The 15,555-nt window shown below is 66.7% G+C and carries 17 protein-coding genes; 9 read left to right on the top strand and 8 right to left on the bottom strand.

Features of this window, described 5'->3' with window-relative positions; genetic code table 11:
* The first annotated feature begins 76 nt into the window (after positions 1–76).
* The 4 genes from GV161_RS18060 to GV161_RS18045 all read left to right on the top strand — a co-directional run bounded on the left by GV161_RS18060 (position 77) and on the right by GV161_RS18045 (position 2,644).
* A complete protein-coding gene (locus GV161_RS18060; protein WP_152016990.1) occupies positions 77–991 on the top strand; it encodes a LysR family transcriptional regulator in 915 nt (304 codons plus the stop codon).
* 106 nt (positions 992–1,097) lie between these two features.
* Entirely contained in the window at positions 1,098–1,304 is a 207-nt protein-coding gene (locus tag GV161_RS18055) for a CsbD family protein (protein WP_057187726.1), read from the top strand.
* 169 nt (positions 1,305–1,473) lie between these two features.
* A complete protein-coding gene (locus GV161_RS18050) occupies positions 1,474–1,773 on the top strand; it encodes a hypothetical protein (RefSeq protein WP_152016989.1) in 300 nt (99 codons plus the stop codon).
* Positions 1,774–2,023: 250 nt separating this feature from the next.
* Positions 2,024–2,644, top strand: a complete 621-nt coding sequence (locus GV161_RS18045) for a hypothetical protein (RefSeq protein WP_152016988.1) — start codon at positions 2,024–2,026, stop codon at positions 2,642–2,644.
* Between the two features lie 214 nt (positions 2,645–2,858).
* Here GV161_RS18045 and GV161_RS18040 read toward each other — a convergent pair whose 3' ends face one another.
* The 7 genes from GV161_RS18040 to ppdK all read right to left on the bottom strand — a co-directional run bounded on the left by GV161_RS18040 (position 2,859) and on the right by ppdK (position 9,382).
* The gene (locus tag GV161_RS18040) at positions 2,859–3,128 is read right to left on the bottom strand and encodes a hypothetical protein (RefSeq protein ID WP_100965558.1); all 270 of its coding nucleotides are present in this window, start codon (positions 3,126–3,128) and stop codon (positions 2,859–2,861) included.
* Between the two features lie 7 nt (positions 3,129–3,135).
* Positions 3,136–3,405, bottom strand: coding sequence for a translation initiation factor IF-1 (gene infA / locus GV161_RS18035; protein ID WP_057187732.1), 270 nt, complete (start codon positions 3,403–3,405; stop codon positions 3,136–3,138).
* 73 nt (positions 3,406–3,478) lie between these two features.
* On the bottom strand, positions 3,479–4,975 hold the full coding sequence (locus GV161_RS18030) for a DEAD/DEAH box helicase (protein ID WP_152016987.1): 1,497 nt from the start codon (positions 4,973–4,975) through the stop codon (positions 3,479–3,481).
* A 198-nt stretch (positions 4,976–5,173) separates the two neighbouring features.
* On the bottom strand, positions 5,174–5,383 hold the full coding sequence (locus tag GV161_RS18025) for a cold-shock protein (RefSeq protein WP_152016986.1): 210 nt from the start codon (positions 5,381–5,383) through the stop codon (positions 5,174–5,176).
* A gap of 215 nt (positions 5,384–5,598) precedes the next feature.
* Positions 5,599–5,943, bottom strand: coding sequence for an MmcQ/YjbR family DNA-binding protein (locus GV161_RS18020; RefSeq protein ID WP_152016985.1), 345 nt, complete (start codon positions 5,941–5,943; stop codon positions 5,599–5,601).
* Between the two features lie 26 nt (positions 5,944–5,969).
* The gene (locus GV161_RS18015) at positions 5,970–6,674 is read right to left on the bottom strand and encodes an HAD family hydrolase (RefSeq protein WP_152016984.1); all 705 of its coding nucleotides are present in this window, start codon (positions 6,672–6,674) and stop codon (positions 5,970–5,972) included.
* A 23-nt stretch (positions 6,675–6,697) separates the two neighbouring features.
* The gene (gene ppdK / locus GV161_RS18010) at positions 6,698–9,382 is read right to left on the bottom strand and encodes a pyruvate, phosphate dikinase (protein ID WP_152016983.1); all 2,685 of its coding nucleotides are present in this window, start codon (positions 9,380–9,382) and stop codon (positions 6,698–6,700) included.
* A gap of 320 nt (positions 9,383–9,702) precedes the next feature.
* Between ppdK and GV161_RS18005 the strand changes: the two genes are divergently transcribed.
* Positions 9,703–10,848 carry an alpha-hydroxy acid oxidase gene (locus GV161_RS18005; protein WP_152016982.1) on the top strand — a complete coding sequence of 382 codons (1,146 nt, stop codon included), beginning with the start codon at positions 9,703–9,705 and terminating at the stop codon, positions 10,846–10,848.
* Positions 10,849–10,878: 30 nt separating this feature from the next.
* On the opposite strand, the gene GV161_RS18000 is transcribed toward GV161_RS18005, so the two are convergent.
* Positions 10,879–11,370: a YcgN family cysteine cluster protein gene (locus GV161_RS18000; RefSeq protein ID WP_244624262.1), complete on the bottom strand. Its 492-nt coding sequence runs from the start codon at positions 11,368–11,370 to the stop codon at positions 10,879–10,881.
* 213 nt (positions 11,371–11,583) lie between these two features.
* Here GV161_RS18000 and GV161_RS17995 point away from each other — a divergent pair, with 213 nt between their 5' ends.
* From GV161_RS17995 to GV161_RS17980, 4 genes are read left to right on the top strand one after another with little or no spacing between them, the layout of a single operon-like run.
* A complete protein-coding gene (locus GV161_RS17995) occupies positions 11,584–12,726 on the top strand; it encodes an ABC transporter substrate-binding protein (protein ID WP_152016981.1) in 1,143 nt (380 codons plus the stop codon).
* Positions 12,727–12,755: 29 nt separating this feature from the next.
* Entirely contained in the window at positions 12,756–13,823 is a 1,068-nt protein-coding gene (locus GV161_RS17990) for an iron ABC transporter permease (RefSeq protein ID WP_201303095.1), read from the top strand.
* A complete protein-coding gene (locus GV161_RS17985) occupies positions 13,820–14,617 on the top strand; it encodes an ABC transporter ATP-binding protein (protein WP_152017516.1) in 798 nt (265 codons plus the stop codon). Before GV161_RS17990 ends, GV161_RS17985 begins: the two co-directional genes overlap by 4 nt.
* Before the next feature lie 31 nt (positions 14,618–14,648).
* A complete protein-coding gene (locus GV161_RS17980) occupies positions 14,649–15,443 on the top strand; it encodes a class I SAM-dependent methyltransferase (RefSeq protein ID WP_152016979.1) in 795 nt (264 codons plus the stop codon).
* Positions 15,444–15,555: the final 112 nt, after the last annotated feature.

The raw sequence follows: 15,555 nt of genomic DNA, 5'->3' as shown, positions 1-15,555 counted from the left end.
ACAACGACGTAGTCCTCCCGATCATCGGGTGCTATGGACAGGCCATGGAGATACCCTCCCGAATTATGGAAACCTGATGGACCGCCTGGACGCCATGGCGGTGCTGCTCGCGGTGGTCGAGGCTGGGAGCCTGTCGGCGGCCGCGCGCAAGCTGCGCATGCCGCTCGCCACCGTCAGCCGCAAGATCGCCGATCTCGAAATGCATTTGCGGGCCAGGCTGATGCTGCGCACGCGGCGCGGGACTGAGCTGACCGAGGCCGGCCTGGCCTATCTCGAAGCCAGCAAGCGCATCCTCGAACAGGTCGAGGAGGCCGAGCGGATCGCCGCCGGTGAATACAGCGCGCCTCGCGGCGAACTGCGCCTCACAGCGTCGACGCTGTTCGGCCAGCGCCATGTCATGCCGGTCGCCCTCGCCTTCCTGGAGCAGAACCCGGAGATCTCCCTGAGACTCCACCTCGAAGACCGGCAGATCAACCTCATCGACGAGCATATCGACGTCGCCGTGCGGATCGGCCACCTCGACGCCGGTGGGCTGATCGCGACGAAGGTCGGCGAAGTCCGCCGCGTCATCTGCGCCAGCCCGGCCTATCTCGACCGCCGCGGTAGGCCGCGGACGCCGGAAGACCTCGGGGCCCATGACGGCATCTCCTTCCGCGGCTTCTCGGTCACCCCGGAATGGCGCTATCGCGGCGACAATCCAGCCCTCGGCGAGGAGCCCAGGGCGCGGCTTTCGGTGAACTCGACGGTCGCGGCCATCGATGCGGCGCTGGCGGGTTTCGGCCTGGTGCGTGTGCTGTCCTATCAGGTCGAAGACGAACTCCGGCAAGGCACCCTCGAAGCGGTGCTGGACGACTTCGCCCCGGCGCCGCTGCCGGTCAGCCTCGCCTATGCGGAAGGAGGCCTGCGCAGCCTGAAAGTCCGCGCCTTCCTGGACTGGGCAGCGCCACGCCTGCGCGCGCGCCTGGTGGCTCGTGGCGGGGACCATTCCTAGGCGATCGCAGAGCCGGCATTTGCCGGTGGCGCAGCTTTTTCTGCCGAACCATTCCGCCGCCCGCGCGTTCCTCCAGCATACCCATCACGAACACGAGGAGCGTCCAATGGACTGGAACCGCGTCGAAGGAAACTGGAAGCAGCTCAAGGGCAAGGTCAAGGAGCAATGGGGCAAGCTGACCGATGACGATCTCGACGTCATCGCCGGCAAGCGCGACCAGCTCGAGGGCAAGATCCAGGAGCGCTACGGGATCGAGAAGGACAAGGTCCGGACCGATGTCGACGACTGGTACGGCCGCCAGACCTGGCACTAAGCACGCCGCTTGCGAGCCGGCACTCCATCTGGCCCGCCGGCTCGCGCCGGCGGGTCTTGCCTATGGGCGCCGGAGACGACGCTCAGCTTCCGTTCATCGCTGTCCCCTATCCTTCTCAGACGATCCCGCCCTTGGCTTTGGCCTCGCGCAGAACAGGAGTACAGGCACGATGTTCAAGACGCTCGCCATCGCGGCCCTCATCGGAGCGGCCATCTCGTCCACAACCAGCGCGAACGCCCAGTATTACGATCCCTACCGGCCGGCGCCGCGCTACGATTACGATCGGCCGCCGCCACCCTATGGCTACGACCGCCCGCGCTATGGCTATGAGCGGCCCTATCGCCGCCAGCGCTTCGGCGATACCTGCGTGACCTCGCGCGGCTCGTGCGAAGCCAGGCCGGCGCCAGCCAATTCGTCCTGCAGCTGCTATATCGAAGGCTTCGGCATGAAGCGCGGCGCGATCGACTGACGGCCGACCGGAAAGCTGCTTCCAGACAAGGCCGGCGGTGCTGGCCGGCTACTGCGCCGGCCCGCATTGAAAGCCTTGAATACTGGGCAGCGCACCCGACGCGACGGTCACAACGGGACTGCTTCCGTTCAGGCAGAATTGGTTAATTTTACCTTGTTTTGCAGTTAACCTTGTCTTCATAGATCGTCTCAGGCTTTCTTACTCCAACGACGCGGCGGCAGTGTTGCGCAACGCAGGGTTGGGGTCAGCTATGACGTTCAGGCTTTTTTCACTTTCGGCTCTCGCCACCACGGCGCTGATGGGCCTCGCCGCTCCGGCGCTCGCCGGCGGCTGCAGCAGTTCTTCCTGCTACCGGGCGCCGGTCAGCTCGTGCGGCAGCGGCTCCTGCTACAAGCTGGTTTCGACCCCGCCGGTCTACGGCACCGTCGATGAAAGCTATGTCGTGCGCCCCGAGCGCACCTTCTCGCGGGTCGTCCCGGCGCAGTACGACACCGTCACCGAGCAGGTGGTGATCCAGCCGGAGCGCCGCGTCGCCCGCCATATCCCGGCCCAGTACCGGACTGTCTCCGAGAAGGTCCTGATCTCGCCGGCGACCAAGCGCTGGGAAGTCACCCGCGACGCCTACGGCCAGACGACCGGCTGCTGGGTGCATGTCCCCGCGCAGTACGGCTATCAGCAGCGCACCGTCGAAGTGTCGCCGGCCTCGGTCGATTACGACGTCGTTCCGGCCGTCTATGGCCAGCGCAGCCGCCGCGTCATGATCAGCGCCTCGCGGGTCGAGCACGAGACCGTGCCGGCCGAGTATGCGACGCGCCAGCGCCAGGTCCTTGTCAGCCCCGGCTCGCAGCATTGGGCCAAGGGCGGCTACTGAGTTTTCGAGTTTTCTTCGTAGTACCTGTCACCACGTACAGACACCTTTCGCCCCGGCTTCGGCCGGGGCTTTTTTTCTGCAAGCCTGGGCGAAGTGACCGTGATGCTCGGGCTTGACCCGAGCATCTCAGACCGGAAGAGACGCCGGCCATCGCCTTTTCGTCAAGAGATTCTCGGGACTGCGCTTCGCTTCGCCCGAGAATGACGGAGGAGGCTCAGGCCAAGCCGCCGGTCAGCAGAATCAGCACGCCGATACCGAGGGCGAAGGCCAGGATGCGGGCAGGCATGGAGAACAGGGTGCCGGGCGGCTGCTTCGTCACGAAGCCAGCGACGACCTCCACCAAAGCGAGCGCCAGCAGCACATAGACGAAGGGCGGGAAGGTCCCCCCTCTGGCGATCCAGCCGGTGTTGACCGCAAGCGAGGCGAGCGCACCAAGGCCGATGCCGGCCGCGGCGAAGAATTGCTCGGGCCGGCTGAAACGCATCGTAAGCTCAGCGCCGACGGAAGTTCTGCGGCCGCGGCGGCATCGGGCCGGGGCTGGCGGTCTTCTGGCGGAAGTTGATCCGGCCACGATCGAGATCGTAGGGCGACATCTCCACGACCACGCGGTCGCCGGCGATGGTACGGATACGGTTCTTCTTCATCTTGCCGGCCGCATAGGCCAGAATGACGTGGTCATTGTCGAGCTTCACCCGGTAGTTGCCGTCCGGGAGCACCTCGACCACGGTGCCGTCGAATTCGAGCAGTTCTTCTTTCGCCATTCGCTGATCCTTCGTCTTGTCCTCGGCGCGGGGCCAAGCCTTTCCGGCTTAGCCCCAGCGGTTACGGTGCCTGTCAGTTCGGGCGCCGCCCGCCGCCGCCGGTGCGTCGTTGTCCCGTTCTTTGCTGCAAGAACGCGACGCCGCCAAGCCCTTCCTTGCCGGAAGTCGCGTCTTTTCGTGCACCGCCCCCATCCTGGCGCTGGGCCGGACGCTCATGACGCTGCTGCTCCGGACGCGCCTGCTGCTGACGCGGCTGGCTCGGACGGGACTGCTCGCGGCGCTGTTCCTGACGCTCGCCCTGCTCAGGGCGCTGGCCATTGCGGCCCTGCGCACCCCGGCCGTCGCGGCGCTGACCCTGACCCGGCTGCTGTCCGTTCTGCGGACGCCCCTGCCCGCGGCCACCACGATTCTGCGGCGGCTTCTTCGGGGTGCGGCCATCCCAATGCGGCACGTCACCGACCGGGGTGAGCGCGATCTTGGTCAGCTTCTCGATCGCGGCGAGATCGCCGCGCTCTTCCGGCGTGCAGAAGGCGATCGCGAGCCCCGAGGCGCCGGCGCGCGCAGTGCGGCCGATGCGGTGGACATAGGTCTCGGGCACGTTCGGCAGGTCGAAATTGACGACATGGCTGATGCCGTCGACATCGATGCCGCGCGCCGCGATGTCGGTCGCGACCAGAATGCGCAACTCGCCGTCGCGGAAGGCGCCGAGGGCACGCTCGCGCTGGCCCTGGCTCTTGTTGCCATGGATCGCGGCGGAGTTGATGCCGGCCTGCTCCAACTGGCGCACGACCTTGTCGGCGCCGTGCTTGGTGCGGGTGAAGACGATGGCGCGCTCCATCTCCGGAACGCTCAAGGTCTTCGCCAGCAAGGCCGGCTTCTGGCCGGCTTCGGTGAAGATGACGCGCTGCTCGATCTTCTCGGCCGTGGTGGCGACGGGCGCGACCGCGACCTCGACCGGGTCGGTCAGGTAGGCGGAGGCGATCTCGCGGATCGCCTTCGGCATGGTCGCCGAGAACAGCAGGGTCTGGCGCTGCTTCGGGATTAGCGTCGCGATCTTGCGCAGCGCGTGGATGAAGCCGAGGTCGAGCATCTGGTCGGCTTCGTCCAGCACCAGGAACTCGATCTCGCGCAGCGAGACGGCGCGCTGGTCGACAAGGTCGAGCAGGCGGCCAGGGGTCGCGACGAGGATGTCGACATGCTGGCCGAGCGCGCGGATCTGCTTGCCGACCGGCACGCCACCGAAGATCACCGTCGACTTCAGCGAGGTGAACTGGGCATAGGTGCGGATGCTGGCCTCGATCTGGGCGGCGAGCTCACGCGTCGGCGACAGGATCAGGGCGCGCACCGAACGCGGCTGCATGCGCCGCGGCTGGTTGAGCAGGCGGTGCAGCATCGGCAGGGAGAAGGCGGCAGTCTTGCCGGTGCCGGTCTGGGCGGCTCCGAGCAGGTCACGGCCATCGCGAATGGAAGGGATCGCCTGCGCCTGGATCGGCGTCGGCGTCTCATAACCTTCGGCGGCGAGCGCTTTGAGAAGCGGCTCGGCCAGGCCGAGGTCGGTAAATTTGGTCAAATCAGGTCTTTCTGAGCCGAACGAAATGGGGCGCACGTGGTGAACGGAAGCGCCTCGACATACCGTCTCGGTCTACGCATGGTCTCTTTCCGCCCGGCGAACCGCTAGCCACTGCGCCGGAGGATGTCGTGTGTCGCGGGCCTCAAGGCTCGCGTGTTGAAAACGGGCGGACGCTAATGGCCCGCCCGATAAGCGTCTTCAGCCGGCGACGAGGTTGCCAGCCGAGGACTTGCCGGTCTTGCGATCGGCGATCAGCTCGTAGGAGACGACCTGGCCTTCGCGCAGTTCGCGCAGGCCGGCGCGCTCGACGGCGCTGATGTGGACGAAAATGTCCGGGCCGCCAGCCTCAGGGGTGATGAAGCCGTAGCCCTTGGTGGCGTTGAACCACTTGACGGTGCCCTTGTTCATATCGGGACTAATCCTTGCACTTCAGATCCGCGTATTCGTGGAACCCATGGCCGGACGCGCGGACGCCTTGCCATGGTCTTGTATCGACGTGTGGTGGATCTGAAGTGGCCCGCCGGTCGGAATACCCGCGCGGAGGATTGGCCAGAACCGGCCGCATCTCGTCTTACATCGGTGGAGCTAGCACAAATTGCAAGGCTGGTCCAGCTAAGGGGCCATTAGCCCCGGCGAAGCCGCGGTTTCGGCCCGGTCAGAGTGTGGGCTCGCGCCACGATCGCCGCGACCTCGTCCCAGTCGGGACCATCGTCGAGACGCATGCCGACCCAGCCCTTGTGACCGACATAGGGCGGTACGAAGAAGCGTCGGGAATCGGCGCCGACCAGTATCTCCTGGCTGCCGTCCGGCGCCTTGCACCAGAGTGAGCAACGGCCATCGCCAGATTTCACCATGGCGAAGATGCGCTCGCGCACCCGAAAGGTCGGGTCGCCCCAGGCCTCCTTCTCGCTGGCGCCGGGTAGAGCAAGGCAGATGCGGCGCAGGCGTTCGACCGGATCGTCTGGCATGCTTGCTCCCGCGTTTGGCGTGCGCTTCAGCCGATCTCGCGCACCAGATCGACCAGCCCGCCGAGATCAGGCAGCTTGCGGAAACGGACCTCCCCAACCGGCTCCTCGGCATGCTCCAGCACCCAGGTCAGCTCATGCGGGACATGCGCCGCCCAGGCACCGGCGGCGAGCGCCGGTACGATGTCCGACTTCAGCGAGTTGCCGACCATCATGGCGCGCCCCGGCCCGTCGCCATGGCGGGCGAAGAGCTTCTCATAGGTCGCAGCGCTCTTGTCGCTGACGATCTCGACCGCGTCGAAGAAATCGCCGAGCCCTGACTGGGCGAGCTTGCGCTCCTGGTCAAAGAGATCGCCCTTGGTGATCAGCACCAGCCGATAGCGGCCGGCAAGCTCGGCGAGCGTGTCCTGCACATGCGGCAGCGCCTCGACCGGATGGCTCAGCATCTCGCGGCCGGCGGCGAGGATCTCGCCGATCACCGCCGGTGGCACCTGGCCACGGGTGATCTCGAGCGCGGTCTCGATCATCGAGAGGGTGAAGCCCTTGATGCCGAAACCGTAGAAGGAAAGGTTGCGCTTCTCCGCTTCGAGCAGCTTGCCGGATATCTCGGCCGCCTCGCCATGCTCGCCGAGCAGCGCGACGAAACGGTCCTCCGTCAGCCGGAAGAACTGCTCGTTCTGCCAGAGCGTGTCGTCGGCATCGAAGCCGATGGTGGTGAGGGCGCGTGCCGCCATGATGGATCGCGCCCTCCCGTTTCTCAGGCGTCCTTGGCCTTGATCGCCCCCAGCGCCGCCTGCGCGGCAGCAAGCCTCGCGATCGGCACGCGGAAGGGCGAGCAGGACACATAATCCAGCCCGACGCTCTCGCAGAAGCCGATGGAGGCGGGGTCGCCGCCGTGCTCGCCGCAGATGCCGAGCTTGATATTCGGGCGCGCCTTGCGGCCGCGCTCTACCGCGATCCTGACCAACTCGCCGACGCCGTCCTGGTCGATCGTCACGAAGGGATCGGATTCGAGCAGGCCGCGGGCCGTATAGGAGCCGAGGAAGGAGCCGGCGTCGTCGCGGCTGATGCCGAGCGTAGTCTGCGTCAGGTCGTTGGTGCCGAAGGAGAAGAACTCGGCGCTTTTGGCGATCTCTTCCGCCCGCAGCGCGGCGCGCGGAAGTTCGATCATGGTGCCGACCTGATAGGTGAGCTCCGTGCCGCTCTCCTTTTTCACGGCCTCCGCCATCGCATCGATCCGGCCCTTGACCAGGTCGAGCTCGGGCGCGCCCATGACGAGCGGCACCATCACCTCCGGCATGACCGGGTGGCCGGTCTCCTTGGCGGCGATCACGGCCGCCTCGAAGATCGCGCGCGCCTGCATCTCGGCGATCTCGGGATAGGCGACCGCGAGGCGCACGCCGCGGAAGCCGAGCATCGGGTTGAACTCGTGCAGCTCGGCGGCGCGGCGCTTCAGCTTGTCGACGGTCGTGCCCATGGCCGAGGCGACCTCGGCGATCTCATCGTCGGTATGCGGCAGGAACTCGTGCAATGGCGGATCGAGCAGGCGGATCGTCACCGGCAGGCCCTGCATGATGGTGAAGAGCTCGACGAAGTCCTGGCGCTGCATCGGCAGGAGCTTGGCGAGCGCGGCCCGCCTGCCCTTCTCGTCCTCGGCCAGGATCATCTCGCGCACGGCGAGGATGCGGCCGGCATCGAAGAACATGTGCTCGGTGCGGCAGAGGCCGATGCCCTCGGCGCCGAATTCGCGGGCCGCCTTGGCGTCGCGCGGCGTCTCGGCATTGGCGCGGATCTTCAGGCGCCGAACCTTGTCGGCCCAGCCCATCAGCGTCCGGAAGTCGCCGGAGAGCTCGGGCTGCTGCATCTTGACCTCGCCGAGCAACACCTGGCCGTTGCTGCCGTCGATGGTGACGAAGTCGCCGGCTTTCAGCGTGGTCGGGCCGACGGTCATCGTACCCTTGGTGTAGTCGACGCGGATCTGGCCGGCGCCGGAAACGCAGGGCTTGCCCATGCCACGCGCCACGACCGCCGCATGCGAGGTCATGCCGCCGCGCGTGGTCAGGATGCCTTCGGCGGCGTGCATGCCGTGAATATCCTCCGGCGAGGTCTCGACGCGGACGAGGATGACCTTCTTGCCGGCCTTCTTCGCCAGCTCGGCGGCCTCGGACGTGAAGACGATCTCGCCGGCGGCAGCGCCGGGCGAAGCCGGCAGGCCGGCGGTCAGCACGCGGCGCTCGGCCTTGGTGTCGATCGTCGGATGCAGGAGCTGGTCGAGCGCGCCGGGCTCGACGCGGCCAACCGCTTCGGTCTCGGTGATCAGGCCCTCGCGGGCGAGCTCGACCGCGATCCTGAGCGCTGCCTTGGCGGTGCGCTTGCCGGAACGGGTCTGCAGCATCCAGAGCTTGCCCTCCTGGATGGTGAACTCCATGTCCTGCATATCGCGGTAATGCTTTTCGAGGATGCCGTAGATGCGGCAGAGCTCGGCATAAGCCTCCGGCATCACCTTCTCCATCGAAGGCTTGTCGGATTTGGCAGCGGCCTTGGCCGCCTCGGTGATGTCCTGCGGAGTTCGGATGCCGGCGACGACGTCCTCGCCCTGGGCGTTGACCAGGAACTCGCCATAGAGCGCGTTCTCGCCGGTCGAGGGATTGCGGGTGAAGGCGACGCCGGTCGCCGAGGTCTCGCCCATATTGCCGAAGACCATCGACTGGACGTTGACCGCCGTGCCCCAGGAGGCCGGGATGCTGTTGAGCTCGCGGTACTTGATGGCGCGGGCGTTCATCCAGGAGGAGAAGACGGCGCCGACCGCGCCCCAGAGCTGCTGCTGCGGGTCCTGCGGGAAGTCGGAGCCGAGCTCCTTCCTGACGATGTCCTTGTACTTGCCGACCAGCACCTTCCAGTCATCGGCCGTAAGGTCGGTGTCGAGATTGAGACCCTTGCGCTCCTTGTAGTCCTCGAGCGCCTCCTCGAAATGGCCGTGGTCGATGTCGAGCACGACGTTCGAGTACATGGTGATGAAGCGGCGGTAGCTGTCATAGGCGAAACGGGCATCGCCCGAGGCCTTGGCGACCGCCTCGACGGTGACGTCGTTGAGGCCGAGATTGAGGACGGTGTCCATCATGCCGGGCATCGAGGCGCGCGCACCGGAGCGGACCGAGACCAGCAACGGGTTGGCCGGGTCGCCGAAGGTCTTGCCCGTCAGCCTGGCCATGCCGGCGAGCGCGTCCTTGACCTGCCCATCGAGCTCGGCCGGGAAGCTCTTGCCGTTGTCGTAATACCAGGTGCAGACCTCGGTGGTGATGGTGAAGCCCGGAGGCACCGGAAGCCCCAGATTGCTCATCTCGGCCAGGTTCGCGCCCTTGCCGCCGAGCAGGTTCTTCATGCCCGCCTCGCCTTCGGCCTTGCCGTCGCCGAAGGTGTAGACCCACTTCTGCCCTGCCATAGCCTGCCTTTCCCAACGTTGTCGCCGACATCAACGCCGGCGGGTCCGCCTGGTTTCGCATTTGCGGTGCCCGCTTGTTGCAGCGCACCGGGTGCGGGGGTGGTCATGCCGAAAACCGGATGAACAATCAATGATCATGCGGTGGAGTCAGCCCACCCACCCGACAATCCCGGGCGACCTGGCGACCGGTCGCGCAATATGGCCAAGGCCATCGCCGCGCGATAGGGTACCGCTCCCGCCTTTCGAGCAGCGACGACCGCCGCCGATCCGATGGTCGCCAGCGCCACGCTCGCCTTGCCAGAACGACACCGAAGCAAACAATGCGCCTGAACGCCTGCCACAATTTCCATGACTTCCGCACCCTCGCCAGGAAGCGGCTGCCGGGCCCGATCTTCAACTACATCGATGGCGGGGCCGACGATGAAGTCACTCTGCGGCGAAATTCCGAGAGTTTCGAGCGTTGCGACCTCGTTCCGAGCGTCCTGCGCGGCGTGAGCAGCCTCGATACGTCCGTCACCGTGATGGGCCAGAAGCTCGCCGTGCCGTTCTACTGCTCGCCGACAGCCCTTCAGCGCCTCTTCCACCATCAGGGCGAGCGTGCCGTCGCCGCGGCGGCAGCGCGCTATGGCACCATGTTCGGCGTCTCCTCGCTCGGCACGATCAGCCTCGAGGAGCTGCGCAAGGCCCATAGCGGCCCGCAGGTCTACCAGTTCTACTTCCACAAGGATCGCGGCCTGAACCGGGCGATGATGGAGCGCGCCAAGGAGGCCGGCGTCAATGTGATGATGCTGACCGTCGACAGCATCACCGGCGGCAATCGCGAGCGCGACCTGCGCACCGGCTTCTCGATCCCGTTCCGGCTCAACCTTGCCGGCATCACCCAGTTCGCGATCAAGCCGCAATGGGCGTTGAACTACCTCACCCACGAGAAATTCAGCCTGCCGCAGCTCGACAGCCATGTCGACATGGGCGGTGGCGTGATGTCGATCAGCCGCTATTTCACCGAGATGCTCGACCCGGCGATGACCTGGGACGACGTCGCCGAGATGGTCAGGCTCTGGTCCGGCCAGTTCTGCCTGAAGGGCATCATGTCGATGGCGGACGCGAAGCGTGCCGTCGAGATCGGCTGCACCGGCATCATCCTCTCCAACCATGGCGGCCGGCAGCTCGACGGCTCGCGCGCCGCCTTCGACCAGCTCGCCGAGATCGTCGACGCGGTCGGCGACAAGATCGACGTGATCATGGATGGCGGCATCCAGCGCGGCACCCATGTGCTGAAGGCGCTGTCGCTCGGCGCCAAAGCCGTCGGCGTCGGGCGCTATTACCTCTACCCGCTCGCGGCGGCCGGGCAGCCCGGCGTCGAGCGGGCGCTGGGCCAGCTCAAGACCGAAGTCGAGCGCGGCATGAAGCTGATGGGCGTGACCAGCCTCGACCAGCTGTCGCGCGAGAATTTGCGGTTCAGGTAGTCAAGCGGCGCGGTTGCCGTCCCTAGCCGGTCAGCCCTTGCCGCGTGCCGCCTTCGGCCAGCGCAGCGGCCAGGCGACGATGCGCTCGACGATCTCCTCCTCGGCGACCTCGTCCTCGTTGGCGTGGACCTTGCCCCTGACGGACACGCCCGCCGCGATGACGGTCTCAGGGTCGCCTGAGACGAGCGGGTGCCACCAGGGCAGGTCCTTGCCCTCCCCGAGCAGCCGGTAGGCGCAGGTCGGCGGCAGCCAGGGCAGCGTGCGCACCGCCTCGGGCGTGAGCGTGACGCAGTCGGGCACCGTCTTCGAGCGATTGGCATAGTCGTGGCAACGGCAGGTCGCGGCGTCGAACAGGCGGCAGCCGATATCGGTGGCGTGGATCTTGCCGGTGTCGTCATCCTCGAGCTTGACCAGGCAGCAGCGACCGCAGCCGTCGCAGAGCGACTCCCACTCCGCCTCGGTCATCTCCTCGAGCGTCTTGCTGCGCCAGAAGGGCGTGCTGTCGGTCATTGCGTCGGCCATGGCCGCTTATGCACCTTGGAGGCGATCGTCGGCAATCGGGCATCAGCAATCGGAACTCGCCCCATCCGCGACGGCGGCCAGCGGCCATTAGCGGTCGCCATTTCTTATATCAATTCTAATCTATACTTAGAGAAGTTATAATCTATGAAAATTGACCCAATACACGGTTCGTCCTAACGGGAAGAAGAATTCCCTCGCTCACGAGCCGTTTCGATGCTGACCCGCCGACATCTGCTGCGCGCCTTTACCATCACCGCAGGCCTGACCGTGGCGGCCCTGCCCGCGCTGGCCGAGAAGGTGACCGTCACCGACATCGTCGGCCGCAAGGTCGAGGTCGAAGCTCCGGTCAAGCGGATCATCCTCGGCGAAGGCCGGCAAATGTACTTCGTCGGCGCGCTCGACAAGGACGAGCCGTTCAAACGCGTCGTCGGCTGGCGCGACGATCTCGGCAAGGCCGATCCCGAGACCTTTCGCGCCTATGCGAAGCGCTATCCCGAGATCGCCAAGCTACCGACCTTCGGCGGCATGAAGGAAGGCGCCTTCGACATCGAGCAGGCGATCGCGCTCAAGCCCGACGTGCTCTTCCTCAACATCGAGGCCAAGATCGCCAGCGACGAGGCTAAGCTGGTCGAGAAGCTCGCCTCGGTCGGCATCCCCGTCGTCTATGTCGACTTCCGCGAGAAGCCGTTCGAGCACACCGAGCCGTCGATGCGACTGATCGGCAAGCTCTTCGGCAAGGAGCAGGTCGCCGAGGACTTCATCAAATTCCGCGCCGAGCAGATCAAGATCGTGACCGATCGCCTCGCCGGCGCCAAGGACCTGAAGCGCCCGCTCGTCATGGTCGAGCGTGCCGGCGGCTATTCCGACGATTGCTGCATGTCCTTCGGCAACGAGAACTTCGGCAAGATGGTCGATTTCGCCGGCGGCCGGAACCTGGCGACGCCGTTGATCCCCGGCACCTTCGGCACGGTCAATGCCGAGCAGATCGTCGCCGCCAACCCCGATGTCGTGATCGTCACCGGCAGCAACTGGGACGGCTATGTCCCGGGCGGCAACTGGGTCGGCCTCGGCTACGGTGCCGATATGACCGAGGCACGCCGCAAGCTGACCAATCTGATGAAGCGCCCGGCCTTCACCCAGACCGCCGCCGTCAAGAACGGCCGCGTCCACGGCATCTGGCACCAGTTCTACAACAGCCCCTACCAATTCGTGGCGATCCAGGAGATCGCGAAATGGCTGCATCCGGAGCTGTTCAAGGACCTCGACCCGGGCGCGACGATGAAGGTGCTGCACGAGCGCTTCCTGCCGCTGCCCTATGAGCCCGGCCTCTGGGTCTCGCTCGAGGCGGGCAAATGAGCCTCGCCCCCGCCAGCGTGGACGAGATTGTGACCCAGCAAGCGGAGGTCTCGCGTAGCGCCCAGGGGCGCGACGCCTATCGGGCGCTGGCGCTGCGCCGCAAGTTGATCCTTGCGGGCTTTGCCGCCGTTTTGCTGGCCTGCCTGATCGTCGACCTGATGCTCGGCCCGGCCCGCTACAGCGTGAGCGAGGTGGTCAACGCGCTGCTCTCGCCCTCGACCGCGCCGGCAGCCGTCCGGGTGGTGATCTGGGACATCCGCCTGCCGGTTGCGCTGATGGCGGTCGTCACCGGCGCCGCGCTCGCGATCGCCGGCGCGCAGATGCAGACCGTCCTGAACAACCCGCTCGCCAGCCCGTTCACGCTCGGCATCTCGGCCGCAGCGAGTTTCGGGGCCGCGCTGGCGCTGGTTTTCGGCGTCTCGATCGTGCCGCTCGCCATCGACTATGTCGTGCCGCTCAACGCCTTCGTGATGGCGATGGGCGCCTCGCTGCTGATCCACCTTTTGAGCCAGCGCCGCGGCGTCACCACCGAGACGGTGGTGCTGCTCGGCATCGCGCTGGTCTTCACCTTCAATGCCCTGCTGGCACTGCTGCAATTCTTCGCCTCGGAGCAGGCGCTCGGGGCCGTCGTGTTCTGGATGATGGGCTCGCTGACCAAGGCGAACTGGCACAAGCTCGCCATCACCTCGGCCGTGCTCGTCGTCTGTATCCCGCTGTTCGCACGCCAGGCCTGGGCGCTGACGACGCTTCGGCTCGGTGACGAGAAGGCGGCGAGCTTCGGCATCAACGTCAAGCGCCTGCGGCTCGAGACCATGCTGCTCGTCGCCCTGCTCGCGTCGGTCCCCGTCGCCTTTGTCGGCACGATCGGCTTCATCGGCCTGGTCGGCCCGCATATCGCCCGCATGGTGATCGGCGAGGACCAGCGCTTCTTCATGCCGGCTTCGGCGCTCGCCGGCGCGGCCGTGCTCTCGGCCTCATCCGTGGTCAGCAAGTCGCTGATCCCCGGGTTGATCTTCCCGATCAGCATCGTCACCGCGCTGGTTGGTGTGCCGTTCTTCTTCAGCCTGATCCTGACAAGCCGGAAACGCTCATGGTGAAGCGCCTGACACTCCGCGATGTCGGCGTCGCTTATGGCAAGCGCCAGATCCTCTCGGGGATCACGACGCCGACCATGACCGGCGGCGAGGTCGTCGCCGTGATCGGCCCCAACGCCGCCGGCAAGTCGAGCCTGTTCCGCCGCATCGCCGGACTGATCCCCGGCGCCGGCAAGATCCAGGTCGAAAGTACGACCGGCAAGACGCCCTGCTACCTGCCGCAGGATACTGCGGTGAACGCGGTGCTGACCGTCTACGAATCGATCCTGCTCGCCCGCAAGCAGGGCGGCTCCTGGGGCGTTGGCGACGACGAGCTCGCCGCAATCGACGAGGCCCTGCACGCGCTCGACATCGCCGACCTCGCCTTCCGCGGCCTCGGCGAGCTCTCGGGCGGTCAGCGCCAGCTTGTCTCGATTGCCCAGACCTTGGTGCGCCGGCCCGAGATCATGCTGCTCGACGAGCCGACCAGCGCGCTCGACCTGCACCGCCAGTTCGAGGTGCTGAGCCTCGTCGGCCGGCTGGCGCGCGAGCGGCAGATCTGCGTGCTGATCGCGATCCACGACCTCAACCAGGCGCTGCGCATCGCCGACAAGGTGATGGTGCTGTCGCAGGGCCGGCTCGCCGCCTTCGGCGCCCCGCGCGAGATCATCACGCCGGCTTTGCTCGAAGAGGTCTACGGCGTCGTCGCGCGGGTCGAGGCGAACGAAGGCGAGACTCCCTTCATCGTTGTCCACGGCTCCGCCCGCAGGCGCAGCCGCGGCGATGCGCAGCTTGCCCCTGCCCAGGCAGCGGAATAACACCCTCTCAGTTCAACTTGGCGAACCGCCGATGTCAGACAGCAGCCTTTCCCCTGGCCTTCCTACCCCGGGCGCCAACTACTCCCTCAAGGAGGAGATCCGGACCTATTGGTCCGGCCGGGCCGCCAGCTTCGACCAGCAGGTCGGCCACGCCATCAAGTCGGACGCCGAGCTCGCCGCCTTCCAGTCGCTGCTGCGGCAATCCTTCGGCGCGGAGCCGCGCGAGGTCCTCGATCTCGCCTGCGGCACCGGCGAGATCACCCGCGCCTTGCTCTCGCTCGGCCACAAGGTCACGGCACTCGACTTCTCCGAGGAGATGCTGGCCCGCGCCCGCGCCAAGCATGGCGACAAGGCCCGTATCCTCGCCGGCGATGCCGAGCGCCTGCTCGACGACGACGGGACCTATGATGCGCTGGTGACCCGCCATCTGGTCTGGACGCTGACCGACCCGGAAGCGGCCTTCGCCGAATGGTTCCGGGTGCTGAAGCCCGGTGGCAAGCTGCTCGTCATCGACGGCGACTGGATCAACCGCTCGTGGCTGCAGCAGATGCTGAACCGCGCCGCGACATTCCTGCGCGAACGCGCCGGCGCCGCCCCGCACGCGGCCGATCGCGACGCCTTCGACTCGATCACCAAGCGCTTCTTCTTCCGCGACGGCCTGAGCTTCGAGCGGCTCGGCACGATGCTGCGCCAGGCCGGCTTCGCCCGTATCGAAGCCGCCGATTATGCGCAGGTGGTCAGGGCGCAGCAGCGCAACGCCGCCCTGCACGACGCGCTCCGGCTGGCCTCCTCGACGCGCTTCGCGGTGCTGGCAACGAAGGGCTGACCAACCCGCGGCATGCCCTTTTTGCCGTGCAGTCGCACCATCGCCCTCTTCCGTTGCCGGCCCCGAGCTCTTACCTTCTGAGATCGGGCCTGGCCTTCGCCGGCCGGTCCGG

Origin of the sequence: Bosea sp. 29B (genome assembly GCF_902506165.1) — a bacterium.
GTDB lineage: Bacteria > Pseudomonadota > Alphaproteobacteria > Rhizobiales > Beijerinckiaceae > Allobosea.
The sequence above is the reverse complement of the archived record's forward strand: the minus strand, read 5'-3'. Positions and strand labels throughout refer to the sequence as shown.

What these genes read in the sequence shown, in the direction of transcription:
- GV161_RS18020 (WP_152016985.1), bottom strand. Translation starts at nt 5,943, where the DNA reads ATGCCAGACGATCCGGTCGAACGCCTGCGCCGCATCTGCCTTGCTCTA.
- GV161_RS17995 (WP_152016981.1), top strand. Translation starts at nt 11,584, where the DNA reads ATGCTGACCCGCCGACATCTGCTGCGCGCCTTTACCATCACCGCAGGC.
- GV161_RS18015 (WP_152016984.1), bottom strand. Translation starts at nt 6,674, where the DNA reads ATGGCGGCACGCGCCCTCACCACCATCGGCTTCGATGCCGACGACACG.
- ppdK (WP_152016983.1), bottom strand. Translation starts at nt 9,382, where the DNA reads ATGGCAGGGCAGAAGTGGGTCTACACCTTCGGCGACGGCAAGGCCGAA.
- GV161_RS18060 (WP_152016990.1), top strand. Translation starts at nt 77, where the DNA reads ATGGACCGCCTGGACGCCATGGCGGTGCTGCTCGCGGTGGTCGAGGCT.
- GV161_RS18000 (WP_244624262.1), bottom strand. Translation starts at nt 11,370, where the DNA reads ATGGCCGACGCAATGACCGACAGCACGCCCTTCTGGCGCAGCAAGACG.
- GV161_RS18005 (WP_152016982.1), top strand. Translation starts at nt 9,703, where the DNA reads ATGCGCCTGAACGCCTGCCACAATTTCCATGACTTCCGCACCCTCGCC.
- GV161_RS17980 (WP_152016979.1), top strand. Translation starts at nt 14,649, where the DNA reads ATGTCAGACAGCAGCCTTTCCCCTGGCCTTCCTACCCCGGGCGCCAAC.
- GV161_RS18040 (WP_100965558.1), bottom strand. Translation starts at nt 3,128, where the DNA reads ATGCGTTTCAGCCGGCCCGAGCAATTCTTCGCCGCGGCCGGCATCGGC.
- GV161_RS18025 (WP_152016986.1), bottom strand. Translation starts at nt 5,383, where the DNA reads ATGAACAAGGGCACCGTCAAGTGGTTCAACGCCACCAAGGGCTACGGC.
- GV161_RS18050 (WP_152016989.1), top strand. Translation starts at nt 1,474, where the DNA reads ATGTTCAAGACGCTCGCCATCGCGGCCCTCATCGGAGCGGCCATCTCG.
- GV161_RS18045 (WP_152016988.1), top strand. Translation starts at nt 2,024, where the DNA reads ATGACGTTCAGGCTTTTTTCACTTTCGGCTCTCGCCACCACGGCGCTG.
- GV161_RS18055 (WP_057187726.1), top strand. Translation starts at nt 1,098, where the DNA reads ATGGACTGGAACCGCGTCGAAGGAAACTGGAAGCAGCTCAAGGGCAAG.
- infA (WP_057187732.1), bottom strand. Translation starts at nt 3,405, where the DNA reads ATGGCGAAAGAAGAACTGCTCGAATTCGACGGCACCGTGGTCGAGGTG.